The 13607-nt window shown below is 64.0% G+C and carries 16 protein-coding genes; 4 read left to right on the forward strand and 12 right to left on the reverse strand.

Annotated elements, in window-relative coordinates; genetic code table 11:
- The first annotated feature begins 54 nt into the window (after positions 1–54).
- From prmC to JWV26_RS16105, 4 genes are all read left to right on the forward strand, one after another.
- Positions 55–888: a peptide chain release factor N(5)-glutamine methyltransferase gene (gene prmC / locus JWV26_RS16090; protein WP_206417316.1), complete on the forward strand. Its 834-nt coding sequence runs from the start codon at positions 55–57 to the stop codon at positions 886–888.
- A gap of 4 nt (positions 889–892) precedes the next feature.
- On the forward strand, positions 893–1642 hold the full coding sequence (locus JWV26_RS16095) for a molybdopterin-synthase adenylyltransferase MoeB (RefSeq protein ID WP_021488177.1): 750 nt from the start codon (positions 893–895) through the stop codon (positions 1640–1642).
- Positions 1643–1675: 33 nt separating this feature from the next.
- Entirely contained in the window at positions 1676–2467 is a 792-nt protein-coding gene (gene murI, locus JWV26_RS16100; RefSeq protein ID WP_206417317.1) for a glutamate racemase, read from the forward strand.
- A 96-nt stretch (positions 2468–2563) separates the two neighbouring features.
- Entirely contained in the window at positions 2564–3079 is a 516-nt protein-coding gene (locus JWV26_RS16105; RefSeq protein ID WP_017678138.1) for an acyloxyacyl hydrolase, read from the forward strand.
- A gap of 166 nt (positions 3080–3245) precedes the next feature.
- On the opposite strand, the gene JWV26_RS16110 is transcribed toward JWV26_RS16105, so the two are convergent.
- From JWV26_RS16110 to JWV26_RS16165, 12 genes are all read right to left on the reverse strand, one after another.
- Positions 3246–3557, reverse strand: a complete 312-nt coding sequence (locus JWV26_RS16110; protein ID WP_206417318.1) for a YkgJ family cysteine cluster protein — start codon at positions 3555–3557, stop codon at positions 3246–3248.
- Positions 3558–3740: 183 nt separating this feature from the next.
- On the reverse strand, positions 3741–4268 hold the full coding sequence (locus tag JWV26_RS16115; protein WP_206417319.1) for a DUF2878 domain-containing protein: 528 nt from the start codon (positions 4266–4268) through the stop codon (positions 3741–3743).
- Entirely contained in the window at positions 4261–5535 is a 1275-nt protein-coding gene (locus JWV26_RS16120) for an SAM-dependent methyltransferase (RefSeq protein ID WP_206417320.1), read from the reverse strand. The genes JWV26_RS16115 and JWV26_RS16120 overlap by 8 nt, the downstream gene beginning before the upstream one ends.
- The gene (locus JWV26_RS16125; RefSeq protein WP_206417321.1) at positions 5522–6322 is read right to left on the reverse strand and encodes a DUF1365 domain-containing protein; all 801 of its coding nucleotides are present in this window, start codon (positions 6320–6322) and stop codon (positions 5522–5524) included. Before JWV26_RS16125 ends, JWV26_RS16120 begins: the two co-directional genes overlap by 14 nt.
- Entirely contained in the window at positions 6322–7569 is a 1248-nt protein-coding gene (locus JWV26_RS16130; RefSeq protein WP_206417322.1) for an NAD(P)/FAD-dependent oxidoreductase, read from the reverse strand. Before JWV26_RS16130 ends, JWV26_RS16125 begins: the two co-directional genes overlap by 1 nt.
- Positions 7566–8321: an SDR family NAD(P)-dependent oxidoreductase gene (locus JWV26_RS16135; protein ID WP_206417323.1), complete on the reverse strand. Its 756-nt coding sequence runs from the start codon at positions 8319–8321 to the stop codon at positions 7566–7568. The genes JWV26_RS16130 and JWV26_RS16135 overlap by 4 nt, the downstream gene beginning before the upstream one ends.
- Positions 8318–8740, reverse strand: a complete 423-nt coding sequence (locus JWV26_RS16140) for a nuclear transport factor 2 family protein (RefSeq protein ID WP_206417324.1) — start codon at positions 8738–8740, stop codon at positions 8318–8320. The genes JWV26_RS16135 and JWV26_RS16140 overlap by 4 nt, the downstream gene beginning before the upstream one ends.
- Positions 8737–10173, reverse strand: a complete 1437-nt coding sequence (gene phrB / locus JWV26_RS16145) for a deoxyribodipyrimidine photo-lyase (RefSeq protein WP_206417325.1) — start codon at positions 10171–10173, stop codon at positions 8737–8739. Before phrB ends, JWV26_RS16140 begins: the two co-directional genes overlap by 4 nt.
- Complete coding sequence (locus tag JWV26_RS16150; RefSeq protein WP_206417326.1) at positions 10161–11117, reverse strand: MerR family transcriptional regulator; 957 nt, start codon at positions 11115–11117, stop codon at positions 10161–10163. Before JWV26_RS16150 ends, phrB begins: the two co-directional genes overlap by 13 nt.
- Before the next feature lie 4 nt (positions 11118–11121).
- Positions 11122–12072: a YbgA family protein gene (locus tag JWV26_RS16155; protein ID WP_093048961.1), complete on the reverse strand. Its 951-nt coding sequence runs from the start codon at positions 12070–12072 to the stop codon at positions 11122–11124.
- Between the two features lie 166 nt (positions 12073–12238).
- Complete coding sequence (locus tag JWV26_RS16160) at positions 12239–12481, reverse strand: TIGR02450 family Trp-rich protein (RefSeq protein ID WP_206417327.1); 243 nt, start codon at positions 12479–12481, stop codon at positions 12239–12241.
- Positions 12478–13464, reverse strand: coding sequence for an NAD(P)/FAD-dependent oxidoreductase (locus JWV26_RS16165; RefSeq protein ID WP_206417328.1), 987 nt, complete (start codon positions 13462–13464; stop codon positions 12478–12480). The genes JWV26_RS16160 and JWV26_RS16165 overlap by 4 nt, the downstream gene beginning before the upstream one ends.
- Positions 13465–13607 lie beyond the last annotated feature (143 nt).

The raw sequence follows: 13607 nt of genomic DNA on the forward strand, positions 1-13607 counted from the left end.
CGGATGCAATCCGGGGACCGATTTCCCGGATTGCATCCGGGCTACGAGAACGACATGGCCACCATCGAATCCCTGCTCGACACCGCTGACCTGCCCGACTCGCCCACGCCACGACTGGACGCCGAGTTGTTGATGGCTGCCGCGCTGGGCAAGCCGCGCAGCTACCTGCGTACCTGGCCGGAGCGCGAGCTGGATGACGAGCAACTGTCCCTGTTTCAGAACCACCTGCAACGCCGTCGCCAGGGCGAGCCGGTCGCTTATATCCTCGGTCATCAGGGCTTCTGGAGCCTCGATCTGGAAGTGGCGCCACATACCCTGATTCCTCGCCCTGACACCGAACTGCTGGTGGAGACCGCGCTCGAGCTGCTGCCGGCCACGCCGCTGGCCGTGCTAGACCTGGGCACCGGCACCGGTGCCATCGCCCTGGCTCTGGCCAGCGAACGTCCGGCCTGGCAGGTGACCGGTGTAGATCGCGTCGAGGACGCCATGGCCCTGGCCGAGCGCAATCGCCAGCGCCTGCAACTGGGTAACGCAGCGTTCTTGCATAGCCATTGGTTCTCTGCCCTGAGCGGACAACGTTATGGCCTGATCCTGAGCAACCCGCCCTATATCCGCGCCGATGACCGCCACTTGAACGAAGGCGACGTGCGCTTCGAGCCGAGCAGCGCTCTGATCGCCGGCAGCGACGGGCTGGACGATATTCGTGCGATCATCCAGGCCGCGCCGCAGCACCTGCTGTCCGGTGGCTGGCTGCTGCTGGAGCATGGCTTCGATCAGGCCGAGGCCGTACGCAGCTTGCTCAGCGAGGGCGGCTTCGTCGAGGTCAATAGCCGGCGTGACCTGGGTGGTCATGAACGCATCAGTTTGGGACGTTTCGACCGTGAGTGATCAGATGCTGAGCGATGATGAGCTGCTGCGTTACAGCCGGCAGATCCTGCTGAAACAGATCGATGTGCAAGGCCAACTGCGGCTCAAACAGGGCCGTGTATTGATCGTCGGCATGGGCGGTCTGGGCTCGCCGGTGGCGCTGTATCTGGCGGCCGCTGGCGTCGGCGAGCTGCACCTGGCGGACTTCGATACGGTGGACCTGACCAACCTGCAGCGGCAGATCGCCCACGACACCGCCAGCATCGGCCAGGCCAAGGTGGATTCAGCCATGGCGCGGCTGGCGGCGATCAATCCGAATATCACGTTGGTGCCGCATCGCCAGGCGCTGGACGCCGACTCGCTGGCCGCCGCCGTGAGCGCCGTCGACCTGGTGCTGGACTGCTCGGACAATTTCTCCACCCGCGAAGCGGTCAATGCCGCCTGCGTCGCGGCGGGCAAGCCGCTGGTGTCCGGTGCGGCGATCCGCCTGGAAGGCCAGCTCTCGGTGTTCGATCCGCGCAACGCCGCCAGCCCTTGCTACCACTGCCTGTACGGCCACGGTAGCGAAGCCGAGCTGACCTGCAGCGAAGCCGGCGTGGTCGGCCCGCTGGTGGGGCTGGTCGGTAGCCTGCAAGCGCTGGAGGCGCTCAAGCTGCTGGCAGATTTCGGTGAGCCGCTGGTGGGGCGCTTGCTGCTGATCGATGCGCTGGGCACGCGCTTTCGCGAACTGCGGGTCAAGCGCGATCCGGTTTGCGAGGTGTGCGGTGGGCGCTAACGATAGGCTGCGTAGCCGTGGGGATGATTTGAAATGAGTCAGTCGCAGGCGCCGATTGGCGTTTTCGACTCCGGCGTCGGCGGCCTGTCGGTGCTGCGCGAGATTCGCCAGTTGCTGCCGAACGAGTCGCTGCTTTACGTCGCTGACAGCGGCCATGTGCCTTACGGCGAGAAAAGCCCGGAATACATTCGCGAACGCTGCGTGCTGATCACCGAGCACCTGCTGGCGCAGGGTGCCAAGGCCCTGGTGCTGGCCTGCAATACCGCCACGGCCGCAGCTGCCGCCGAGCTGCGCGAACGTTATGCGGATTTGCCCATCGTCGGTATGGAGCCTGCGGTAAAGCCGGCGGCTGCGGCGACCCGCAGTGGCGTGGTCGGTGTGCTGGCAACCACCGGTACGCTCAAGAGCGCCAGGTTCGCTGCACTGCTCGATCGCTTCGCCAATGATGTGCGGGTGATCACCCAGCCCTGTCCGGGGTTGGTGGAATGCATCGAGGCCGGCGAGCTGCAGGCACCGGCCACGCGCGAACTGCTGCAGGGATATGTGGCGCCGCTGCTGGCCGAAGGCTGTGACACGCTGATTCTCGGCTGCACCCATTACCCCTTTCTGCGTCCGCTGTTGGGCGAGCTTGTGCCACCTTCGGTGACTCTGATTGATACCGGCGCGGCAGTGGCGCGGCAGCTGCAGCGTTTGCTCGCTCAGCACGACATGCTGGCAACCGCGCCCGCTCAGGCCACTTGCTATTGGAGCAGCGGAAACACTGCGCAGCTTTGCCGCGTATTGCCGATTTTGTTGAATGAAACGGCCGAAGTGCTATCGATATAGTGAATTTTTTTCGGTTTGGGCTTTCTCTGATATCGAATACTTCTATATTTTTGTAACGAGCCTGATAAAAACCTCCCGCTATACAAGGAATGACTCATGAAGAAGTTATATGCCTTTGCCGCAGCTACGGCCCTGACGTTCGGAACTATGGGTGCTGCGCAGGCTGCGGACGTAACCGCAGCTATTGGTCAGAGTGGCGATTCCACCATGGTTTATCGCTTGGGCGCTCAGTGGGACTGGAACCACAGCTGGCTGGAGAGCAGCTATGGACGTCTGACTGGTTACTGGGACCTGGGTTACACCTACTGGGATGGCGACGACACGGCGAGCAACCACAGTGTTTCTTTCGCGCCGGTATTCGTTTACGAGTTCGCCGGGCAGAACGTGCGTCCGTACATCGAAGCCGGCATCGGTGTTGCGGCCTTCTCCAGTACCGAGCTTGAGAGCAACGATCTGGGCTCGTCGTTTCAGTTCGAAGATCGCATCGGTGTCGGCCTGCGTTTCGCGGGACAGGAGATTGGTCTGCGTGCCATTCACTATTCCAACGCGGGCCTGAAGAACCCCAATGACGGCGCGGAAGCCTACACCGTGCATTACCGCATGAGCTTCTGAGCCTCTGTTGCTGGTTGAGTGTTGTATCCGAAAAGGCCGGGCATCTGCCCGGCCTTTTGCTTTTCTGCTGAGCCGCCTGGCACATAGGCTGTGCGCATTGAGCCTGGCCTGATGAGGTAGCCGACGTAAGGCTTGCCCGGCGCTCTACTTCAGCGAAATCGACAGATTATTGATAGGCCTGAGCGATGCCCTGGCGCTCTTCCAGGCATTCGGCCGCACCCAGCTCGAACTCCCGGCAGATCAGTGGGCGCACCTCGTAGATGGTGCAGCGCATGCTGTTGCGGTCCAGCGCCGCGCACCAGTTGTCGTCCAGGCGACGCATCACTTCGCTGCCCCACTGGTCGGTATCGATCAAATGCTGCGGCACGTCGTTATCGCCGAACAGCATCACTTCCAGCTGGCAGCAGCAAGCTGCGCAGGTGCTGCAGCTGATCTCGGGCTCGGTTGGCAGTTGGGTATGGGGGATGGTCTGGCTCATTGCGCGGCAGTGTACGCCATGCAGTGGATACGCGGGGCTTGGGCTGACAGGGTGCAGTGGTCAGTGCCGCCAGTTCAGCAGGCCGCAAGCCGCTTTTCGTAGGAGCCCCGCCCCAGGGCGAAGCTTCTCGAACCCGAGCCGAAGTGGTTCGTGGCGAGGCGCCGCTCCTACAGTGGTTATCGGCTAGGCCGAGCGGCGGCTGCGCAGGCTCTGCTCGTATTGCGCACGATAGAGTTTGGCGAAGCCGTGCAGTACCGGCATCACCACGGCCCAGACCAGCGCGAAGATCGCCAGGGTTGGCCAGGTACCCAGTGGCAGCGCGACGCCGGCAATCTTGGCGCCGCCGTAGTAGGACAGCGGTGCGGCAACTGCGCCGAGCAGGCTGGCTCGCCACCAGGGCTGGGCAGTCCAGGCCAGGCAGTGGTTCAGTGTGCTGGCCAGCAACAGCCAGAGCAAGGCCAGCCACAGGGGGATCAGTTGGCGCTCCTCGCCGAAATCGAACACGCCGAGGTTGAGCAGAAAACTGTCCAGCGCACTGCCGGCGAGAAACACGCTGAGCAGCAGCTTGCCTTCGGCCGCCCAACTGCTGACCCACAGCAGGTGCACGCCAATGATCAGTGCCACCACCAGCAGCCAGGGGCTGTCGCCAGCAAAGACGCAGACCAGCCAGCCGAGCTGGAACAGGAGGGCATTGGCGATCAGCTTAGGCATCGAAGTTTCCTAACAGAGGCGCAGGGCGTGCGGCCGGTTTGGCCAGCAGCAATTGCGCGGTGCCAATGGTGCGTTCGAGGAAGCCGCCTTCGCAATAGCAGAGGTAGAACTCCCACAGGCGATAGAAGTAATCGTCGTAGCCCAACTGCTCCAGGCGCTGCCGCGCGTGACGCAGGTTGTCGTGCCACAGGCGCAGGGTACGTGCGTAGTGCAGGCCGAAATCTTCCATGTGATGCAGGTTGAAGTCGGTATGCCGGGTGACCACGTCGAGCATCTTCTGCACCGAGGGCAGGGCGCCGCCGGGGAAGATGTAGCGCTGGATGAAGTCCACCGACTTGCAGGCCTGTTCGTAGCGTTGATCACGGATGGTGATGGCCTGCAGCAGCATCAGCCCGTCGGGCTTGAGCAGGCGCGCGCACTGCTCGAAATAGGTGGGCAGGAAGCGATGGCCGACGGCTTCGATCATCTCGATGGAGACCAGCTTGTCGTACTGGCCATCGAGGTCGCGGTAGTCTTCCAGCAGCAGGGTGACGCGATCCTCCAGGCCCAGTTCGCGAATGCGTCGCTCGGTATGGGCGTGCTGCTCGCGCGACAAGGTGGTGGTGGTCACCCGGCAGCCGTAATGAGTGGCGGCATAGATGGCCATGCTGCCCCAGCCGGTACCGATCTCCAGCAAGTGGTCCGTAGGCTGCAGTGCAAGTTTCTGGCAGATGCGTTCAAGCTTGTTGAGCTGCGCCTGCTCCAGGCTGTCGTGTTCGTTCGCGAACATGGCGGCCGAATACATCATGGTCGGGTCGAGGAATTGTTCGAATAGGTCATTGCCCAGGTCGTAGTGCGCGGCGATATTGCGGCGCGAGCCCTTGCGGGTGTTGCGATTGAGCCAGTGCAGGCCCTGGATCAGCGGCCGGCCGAGGCGCGCCAGGCCACCCTCCATGGCATCAAGCACATCGAGGTTGGCGACGAAAATACGGATCACCGCCGTCAGGTCCGGCGTGCTCCAGTAGCCATGGATATAGGCCTCACCCGAGCCGATCGAGCCGTTACCCGCCACCAGACCCCAGACTGCAGGGTCATGCACCGTAATTTCGGCGCGCAGGCTGGCCTGCGGGTTACCGAAGTGCAGGCTGTCGCCCGCCTCGTGGATAACCAATAGGCCGTGGTGCAGGTTCTGCAACTGGCGTATCACGGCGCGCCGCAACAGACCGGCGCCAATGCCGTTGCCACTGCGTACCAGACTTCTGGTGGGATTCAGGCTAGAGCTTTTCATGGGGCATGTCCTTCACTTGCGGGCGGGCGACACGGAAGCTGCCTTCCGCGGGCTTGTGGTCGAAAATCGGGATGCGCTTGAACAGCAGGCGCATCGCCTGCCAGTAGATGGCGACCAGGGTCTTGCCGGTCATCCAGGGGAAACTGAGCAGGTAGCGGTGCAGGCTGGCGCGGTCGAGGCCTTCGCGGTGCAGGCTGAGGCTGGCATCGAACATCTTGGTTTCGCCCTGCCAGTCGGCCATGTGCACGCCAAGGCGTTCGCCTACGGCGCTGAAACTCATGCGATATTCCAGCTCGCGCGGCAGGAAGGGCGAGACATGAAAGGCCTTGTCGACGCTGACCTGATGGCGGCCTTCGCCCTCTGCCGGCAGCACGTAGTGATAACGCTCACGCCACGGCGTATTGCTGACTTCACAGAGAATTGCCATCAGTCGCTGGTCAGCGTCATGGCAGTAGAAGATGCTCACCGGATTGAAGGCCAGGCCCCAGCTGCGCGGCTGCGTCAGCACGCAGATGCGACCCTGCGGGCGTGTGCCCAGTGCCTGCTCCACGCGATCGCGCACCGCCTCATGCAGTGCCACGCCCTGGCGGGTGGACTCGGGCAGGTAGTCGCTCTCGCGAAAGGCGAATGGCGCCCAGCGGCCGGAGCCGGCCAGCTTTGACAGGGCGAACAGCTGCGCCTGCTCGCTCAGGTCGAGGTACAGCAGGCCCATGCGATAACGAAAGGCATGGGCGCGCGGGGCGAAGCGGCGATGCAGCACCCAGCCGCTGTACAGGGCACTGTGCATCAGAGCGTCTCTCCGAAGGCGCGTGCCACACGCAGCGCGCTGACCACGCCATCTTCATGAAAACCGTTGGCCCAGTAGGCGCCGCAGTAGTAAGTGTGCTGCGCGCCGAGCAACTCTTCCCATCGTGCCTGGGCCGCGGTACCGGCCAGGCTGTACTGCGGGTGGGCGTACTGGAAGCGCGCGAGGATCTTGTTCGGGTCGATGGCGGCAGTCTGGTTGAGGCTGACGCAGAAGGTGGTAGCGCTGTCGATGCCCTGCAGGATGTTCATGTCGTAGGTCACCGCCGCCATCTGTTCACGCGGCCCGCCCAGGCGATAGTTCCAGCTGGCCCAGGCCAGCTTGCGCTTGGGCAGCAGGCGCGTGTCGGTATGCAGCACCACGTCGTTATTGGCGTAGGGCAGAGCGCCAAGAATGTCCCGCTCCTGCTCGCTGGCCTGCTCGAGCAGTGCCAGGGCCTGGTCGCTGTGACAGGCGAAGATCACCTTGTCGAAGCGCTCGCTGCCGGCAGCGCTGTGCAGGGTGACACCGTCCTGATCGCGGACGACGCGGCTGACCGGGCAGTTGAGGCGAATGCGTTCGGCGAAACTGGCGGTCAACGGCGCCACGTAGCTGCGTGAGCCGCCTTCGATCACCTGCCAGGTCGGCCGGTCGCTGACCGAGAGCAGGCCATGGTTCTTGCAGAAGCGCACGAAGAACTGCAGCGGGAAGCCGAGCATGTCGGCCAGTGACATCGACCAGATGGCCGAGCCCATCGGTACGATGTAATGCTCGATGAAACGCCGGCCATAGCCGTTGCTGTCGAGGTACTGGCCGAGCGTGGTGTCGGCGCTGATGCGGTTGTTGGCCAGGTCGTCCAGCGACTGGCGATTGAAACGCAGGATGTCGCGCAGCATGCCCCAGAACGCCGGCGACAGCAGGTTGCTGCGTTGGGCGAACAGGGTGTTGAGGTCGTGGCCGTTGTACTCCACGCCGGTGGCCGGGTCGCTGACCGAGAAGCTCATTTCGGTGGGCTTGAAGCCGACGCCGATCTGCTCCAGCAGGCGAATGAAGTTGGGGTAGGTCCAGTCGTTGAAGACGATGAAACCGGTATCGATGGCGTAGCTGCGCCCCTCCACCTGCACGTCGACGGTGTGGGTGTGGCCGCCGATCCAGTCGCTGGCCTCGAACACCTGAATGTCGTGCTGGCGATTGAGCAGGTAGGCACAGGTCAGGCCGGTGATGCCGCTGCCGACGATGGCGATTTTCATGCGTTGTCCTCGTTGCGCGCCAGGCGGCGACCTATGGCCAGTTGCAGGCTGCTGGGCAGGCTGCCGAGCAGTTTCAGTACGGCGATGAAGGGAGTGGGAAAGGCGATCTCGTGCGGGCGCTTGTCCAGGCGCTCGGCGATGTACTGTGCGGCGCGTTCGACCGGCCAGCGCATGGGCATCGGGAAGTCGTTCTTCTGCGTCAGGGGCGTGTCGACGAAGCCCGGGCTGACCAGGGTGACGTCGATGCCCTCGCTGGCCAGGTCGATACGCAGTGTCTGCATCAGGTAGCGCATGGCGGCCTTGGAGGCACCATAGGCTTCGGCGCGCGGCAGCGGCATGAAGGTCACCGAGCTGCCAACGCCGACCAGGTGTGGGCGCTCGCCCTGGCGCAGCAGGGGCAGGGCGGCTTCGATGCAGTAGCTGGCGGCAAACAGGTTGGCGCTGACCACGCGTTCGATCATCGCCGCCTCGAACTGGCGCACGTCGACGTATTCGCAGGTGCCAGCGTTGAGGATCACGCAATCCAGCGCGCCCCAGTGTCGAGCGATGCGCTCGCCAATCGCGCGTACCTGCTCGGCATCGGTCAGGTCACCTGGGGCGACCAGTACCTGATCGCCATAGCGCGCTGCGAAGTCCTGCAGTGGGCCACTGCTGCGTGCGCTCAGTGCCAGCTGATGGCCGGCCTTCAGCAATTCTTCGGCCAGTGCGGCGCCGATGCCGCTGCTGGCGCCAGTGAGCCAGATACGTTTCATGCCAGCCTCCGTTTCAGCCAGGCGATCACGCTACCGAGCAGCGGCAGGTGTTCGTAGAGCAGCGCGCCGGCATCGAAATAATCTCGGTGTTGATAGACGCGCTCGCGCCAGAGCAGGTGCGAGCAGCCTTCGACGGCGATCTCGGCACCGCCGCGCAGGCGCGGATGGCGATAGCGCATGGTCCAGCGCAGGTAGCCTTCGCCCTCGGCGACCTGATCGAAGCCGTGAAATTCGAAATGCAGCGCTTCCACATTGGCGTACAGCTCGGCGAAATAGCGGCGTACCGCCGTCAGGCCGTGCACCTCATGCAATGGGTCGCGAAACTGCACGTCGTCGCTGTACAGCTCGCCGAGCAGACTAAGGTTGTCCTTGTTCAGCGCGGCGAAGCGCTCGGCGAAGTCATGAAGGAATGCACTCATGCCGGAACCTCCCGCGCAGACAGGTTCTTGAACGCCGTCAGGGCGCGTTCACGCGAGCGCGACAGATCGACGATCGGGCGTGGGTAACCGGCGGGCGCGAACAGGCCGCCCAGTGCGGACGGGTCATGAATATCGCGCTTGTTCAGGCCGGCCAGCTCTGGCACCCACTGGCGAATGAACTGGCCTTCGGGATCGAACTTCTGCGACTGGCTGATCGGGTTGAAAATGCGGAAGTACGGCGCTGCATCGGTACCGGTGGAGGCGCTCCATTGCCAGCCGCCGTTGTTCGCCGCCAGGTCGCCATCGATCAGGTGACGCATGAAGAAGCGCTCGCCCTCGCGCCAGTCGATCAGCAGGTTCTTGGTCAGGAACATGGCGACGATCATGCGCAGGCGGTTGTGCATCCAGCCGGTTGCCAGCAGTTGGCGCATGGCCGCATCGATGATCGGCAGGCCGGTGCGGCCCTCTTGCCAGGCGGCCAGATCTTCCGGGGCGTGGCGCCATGGCACCGCCTCGGTTTCCAGGCGGAAGGCACGGTGGCGCGATACCCGTGGGTAGCCGACCAGTGTGTGCTTGTAGAACTCACGCCAGAGCAGCTCGTTGATCCAGGTGACAACGCCTGGGTTGCCACTGTCGAACTCGCCCTGATTGGCCGCGAGCGCGGCATGCAGGCATTGGCGCGGCGATACGACGCCGACGGCCAGGTAGGGCGACAACTGGCTGGTGCCAGGCTTGGCGGGGAAGTCGCGTTCGTCCTTGTAGTAGGTGACCTGCTCCTCGCTAAAGCGCTGCAGGCGCTGCAGGGCAGCCTCCTCTCCGGCGGGCCAGAGCAGGCGCAGGTTGGCGCTGGGTGTGGCGAAACCCTCTACGGTTTCGGGTATCGCGTCACTGCCGATGGCCAGCGGCGTTTGCGCCTTCGGAGGGGCGATCAATACCGGCAGGGCCGTGTGCAGGCGCTCGTAGCAGACCTTGCGGAACTGGCTGTAGACCTGGAAGTAGCCGCCGGAGCGGGTCAGTACGCTGCCAGGTTTGAAGAACAGCTGATCGAGGTGGCTGTGCCAGGCGATGGCCTGCTGGCCGAGGTAGGCGCAGACCTGCTGATCGCGCAGGCTCTCGTTGATGCCGTACTCCTCATTGACATGCACGGCGCTGATGTCGTGTTCATGGCAGACCTCGGCGACCTGCACCGGCGCCTCGCTCCAATCGTGGCAGTGGCGTACCAGCAGCGGCACATTGAGCGCCGCCAGAGCCTTGCTCAGCTCCGCCAGGTTGCGCAGCCAGAAGTCCACCTTGCTCGCAGCATCGTCATGGCGCTGCCACTGGCCAGGCGTGACGAGATACAGGGCGATGGTCGCGCCGCTGCTCATGGCGCGGCTCAGGGCGGTGTTGTCCTGGGTGCGCAGGTCGCTGCGAAACCACATCAGTTGCTGCATGGGGTGACCTCTTGGGTGCCGAGCAAGCCCTGTTGCAATAGCCAGGCGTGCGCGGCGAGCGGGTCGCTGGCCGACTCCAGGCCAGTCAGCGAGTCGCGGTGAATGTGAGCGGCGGGGCCGGCGAGCAGCAGCGGCACCGGGCATTGTTCGGCCAGACGGGGTAACTGGCGGCGCACCAGGGCGCCGTCGAGCGCTTCTTCGGCGTACAACAGCACGGCGCGTGGGGCGATGTGCTCCAGCGCCGTCAGCAGTTCATTGGGCGGCAGCGGCCAATCGAAGACCTCCACCGGACAATCGCTGGCGCTGGCCAGCCAGGCGCACAGCCACAGGCCCGGCTCCATTGGCGCTTCACCGAGGTTGATCAGCAGCAGTGGCGCGCCGCCGACCTGGCGATTGCAGTGATAGGTACGGGTGGCCAGCTTGCTGCGCAGCCAGGAGAGGAAGAACACCTGCTCGGCGCGTGCGCCGAACTGGCCTTGCCAGCGCTGGCGCAGATCACCGAGCAGCGGCCACAACAGTTGTTCGACCAGGGTGCTGGCCGGGTAGAGCGCCAGTGCCGAGTTGAAGCGATCATCCAGGCGCCGCTCGCTGAACTGAACGATGCAGCCGAGCAGCTCGTTGCGCTGACGTGACCAGTTGTCGGTGTGGGTTGCTTGCGGTACCTGCTCATGATCGAGCAGCGCCTTGACCTGGCCGACGGCAACGCCGCGAGCCAGCCAGGCGAGAATGGCGTTGATGCGTGCGAGGTTGGCCGGTGAATAGAGGCGGTGTCCCTTGGGTGTGCGGTAGGGCACGATCAGCCCGTAGCGGCGCTCCCAGGCGCGCAGGGTCACGGCATTGATGCCGGTGCTGCGGGCTACCTCGCGAATCGGTAGGTAGCCCTCGTCGAGTGCCTGGCGGTAGTCGTGGCCGACTTCGTCGTCGGCGATGGTTTCGCTGGTCATGGCATCACAGCGCATTGCGCAGGCTGAGTGGCTCGGGGTGCGGCTGCAGATACGCTTGCTCGGCGATGTAGCGATCCGGGTGACGGCGGAAGTGGTGCTTGAGCAGCGTTAGCGGCACCACCAGCGGCACGATGCCGTCGCGGTATTGACCGATAAGTTGCTGCATTTCCTGCTTCTCGTCGGGGCTGAGCGCACGCTTGAGATAGCCGCTCAGGTGCTGCAGCACGTTGCTGTGGGTGCCACGGGTGGCGCATTTCTTCAGCGCGCTCATCAGTTCGCTGAAATAGCGCGGCGCCAGCTCGCCCAGATCATGCTGGTTCAGGTCGCCGAGCATGCGCCCGAGCGTCTTGTAGCGCACCGGGTCGGTGGCCATCAGCAGGTACTTGTAGCGCGAGTGGAAGGCGATCAGCGCGCGACGCGTCAGGCCTTGCTGCAACAGACGCTGCCATTCGGCGTGGGCGTAGACGCGGGTGATAAAGTTCTCGCGCAGCACCGGATCATTGAGGCGGCCGTCTTCTTCCACCGGCAGGTCCGGATACCGCGCGCAGAAGGCAGCAGCGAAGATGCCGCGCCCCGGCTCGCTCGGGCGTCCGCCTTCCTGATACACCTTGACCCGCTCCAGGCCGCAGGACGGTGACTGCTGCATGAAGATATAGCCGCTGATGCCCTGCAGTTCAGTGGCCATGCGTTCGCCGTAGGCGGCCAGGGCATCGGTGACATCGCGCGTGCGGTCGACGGTGCCGACAGCGCGTGGTGACTGCGGATCACCGACCAGGCGAATCGGCTCCCGAGGGATCGACATGCCGATGCCGACTTCGGGACAGACCGGGATGAAATCGAAGTGTTCGGTCAGGCTGCGGCTGCACAGGCGCGACAGCTTGTGGCCGCCGTTGTAGCGGACCTCGGCACCCAGCAGGCAGGCGCTGATACCCAGTTTGGCTTTGCTCGCTTGCATAACCTGACCTCGTTAGACCTTGTACATGGAGTTATCCATGTACAACTTGTTTCTATCATAGGTGTGCAGTTATACAAGTCAAATACTTTGTACAGGTTTGGTATTGGTTTTTCTGTGCAGGCAGGCGGCGTCAGTCGAGGGGCCGCCGCCAGGTATCGCGGGAGGGTCAGCGCCAGCCTTGCAGCCAGTACTCGCTGTCTTGCAACTGGCGCCAGTCGAGTTGCTGGCTGCGTTGGGTGAGTACCGCTTGAAGCTCGACGCCGAGGATGTTGTCTTGCTCGTCGCGGATCAGCTCGGTCACCAGGAAATGACGCTCGCGGTTCTGCGGCTGCGCGGCTGTCCATTTCGACAGCAGCAGTTTGCGCGGGTTGAGGCGGCGTTTTGCAGGCCTGTTGTTGGGGTGGCTCATTGCAGGTGCTCGAGCAGACGACGCGCAGCATCCTGGCCGCTGAGCCAGGCGCCTTCGACCCGCCCCGACAGGCACCAGTCGCCACAGGCATACAGGCCCAGATCGGCATCGGCCAGCGCCCCCCACTGATGCGCCTGTGCCGGACGTGCATACAGCCAGCGATGGGCGAGGGTGAAACTCGGCGGCGGCACGGCGCAGCCGATCAGCTCGGCGAAGGCACCGTGCAACTGTTCGATCACCGCGTCCTTGGGCAGATCGAGATTCTGCCGGCTCCAGACGCTGCTGGCGTGCAGCACCCAAGTGTCGAGGTGGCTATCGCGGCCAGGTTTGCTCGGGTTGCGCGCCAGCCAGTCGAGCGGGCTGTCCTGCACGAAGCAGCCCTCGACGCGAGTGTCCAGGGGGCTCTCGAAACCCAGTGCGACCGCCCAGGTCGGGTCCATGATCACGCTCGCTGCGACGCCAGCCAATTTCGGTGCGGCCGCCAGCAGGGCGCTGGCTTGTGGGGCGGGGGTGGCAACGATGACGTGGCTGTAAGGACCGTGGCTGTTGCCTTCGGCATCGAGCAGGCTCCAGTAGCGGTCGCCACGGAACACTTCGGTAATGCGGCAGCTGAATTTGACCGGCAGCGCGCCGAGCATGGCGCGGGTGATGGCGCTCATGCGTGGGCAGCCAACCCAGCGCACTTGCTCATCCGGCGATGCACTGAGCTGGCCGTCCTGGGCGTTGTACAGGCTCGGCTGCCATTCGGTGACCCAGCCGCGGGCCTGCCATTGCTGCACCACCTCGACGAAGCGGCGGTCACGTGCGGTGAAATATTGCGCGCCAAGATCCAGGCTGCCGGCGTCGCTGCGCTTGCTTGCCATGCGCCCGCCACTGCCACGGCTCTTGTCGAACAGTTCGATGTCCCGGCCAGCGGCATGCAGGGCCTGGGCGGCGGATAGCCCTGCGATGCCGGTGCCAATGATGGCGATGGGTGCGTTCATGGTTACCTCGTCAGCGCTGAATGCTTTACAGGCTAAGGCTTGGACAAAAGCTATACAAGAGTGTTTTCATGTATAGCTGTCGCCGAAAGTGGCGCTCCCTTGCTTTAGGTTTAGGACAAACACGGCATTCAATAAAGGCACGT

It is taken from the genome of Ectopseudomonas toyotomiensis, from assembly GCF_017167985.1.
Classification (GTDB): domain Bacteria; phylum Pseudomonadota; class Gammaproteobacteria; order Pseudomonadales; family Pseudomonadaceae; genus Aquipseudomonas; species Aquipseudomonas toyotomiensis.

Excerpts from the sequence above, each read along its gene's own strand:
- prmC (WP_206417316.1), top strand. The coding sequence starts at position 55 with ATGGCCACCATCGAATCCCTGCTCGACACCGCTGACCTGCCCGACTCG.
- JWV26_RS16095 (WP_021488177.1), top strand. The coding sequence starts at position 893 with ATGCTGAGCGATGATGAGCTGCTGCGTTACAGCCGGCAGATCCTGCTG.
- murI (WP_206417317.1), top strand. The coding sequence starts at position 1,676 with ATGAGTCAGTCGCAGGCGCCGATTGGCGTTTTCGACTCCGGCGTCGGC.
- JWV26_RS16105 (WP_017678138.1), top strand. The coding sequence starts at position 2,564 with ATGAAGAAGTTATATGCCTTTGCCGCAGCTACGGCCCTGACGTTCGGA.
- JWV26_RS16110 (WP_206417318.1), bottom strand. The coding sequence starts at position 3,557 with ATGAGCCAGACCATCCCCCATACCCAACTGCCAACCGAGCCCGAGATC.
- JWV26_RS16115 (WP_206417319.1), bottom strand. The coding sequence starts at position 4,268 with ATGCCTAAGCTGATCGCCAATGCCCTCCTGTTCCAGCTCGGCTGGCTG.
- JWV26_RS16120 (WP_206417320.1), bottom strand. The coding sequence starts at position 5,535 with ATGAAAAGCTCTAGCCTGAATCCCACCAGAAGTCTGGTACGCAGTGGC.
- JWV26_RS16125 (WP_206417321.1), bottom strand. The coding sequence starts at position 6,322 with ATGCACAGTGCCCTGTACAGCGGCTGGGTGCTGCATCGCCGCTTCGCC.
- JWV26_RS16130 (WP_206417322.1), bottom strand. The coding sequence starts at position 7,569 with ATGAAAATCGCCATCGTCGGCAGCGGCATCACCGGCCTGACCTGTGCC.
- JWV26_RS16135 (WP_206417323.1), bottom strand. The coding sequence starts at position 8,321 with ATGAAACGTATCTGGCTCACTGGCGCCAGCAGCGGCATCGGCGCCGCA.
- JWV26_RS16140 (WP_206417324.1), bottom strand. The coding sequence starts at position 8,740 with ATGAGTGCATTCCTTCATGACTTCGCCGAGCGCTTCGCCGCGCTGAAC.
- phrB (WP_206417325.1), bottom strand. The coding sequence starts at position 10,173 with ATGCAGCAACTGATGTGGTTTCGCAGCGACCTGCGCACCCAGGACAAC.
- JWV26_RS16150 (WP_206417326.1), bottom strand. The coding sequence starts at position 11,117 with ATGACCAGCGAAACCATCGCCGACGACGAAGTCGGCCACGACTACCGC.
- JWV26_RS16155 (WP_093048961.1), bottom strand. The coding sequence starts at position 12,072 with ATGCAAGCGAGCAAAGCCAAACTGGGTATCAGCGCCTGCCTGCTGGGT.
- JWV26_RS16160 (WP_206417327.1), bottom strand. The coding sequence starts at position 12,481 with ATGAGCCACCCCAACAACAGGCCTGCAAAACGCCGCCTCAACCCGCGC.
- JWV26_RS16165 (WP_206417328.1), bottom strand. The coding sequence starts at position 13,464 with ATGAACGCACCCATCGCCATCATTGGCACCGGCATCGCAGGGCTATCC.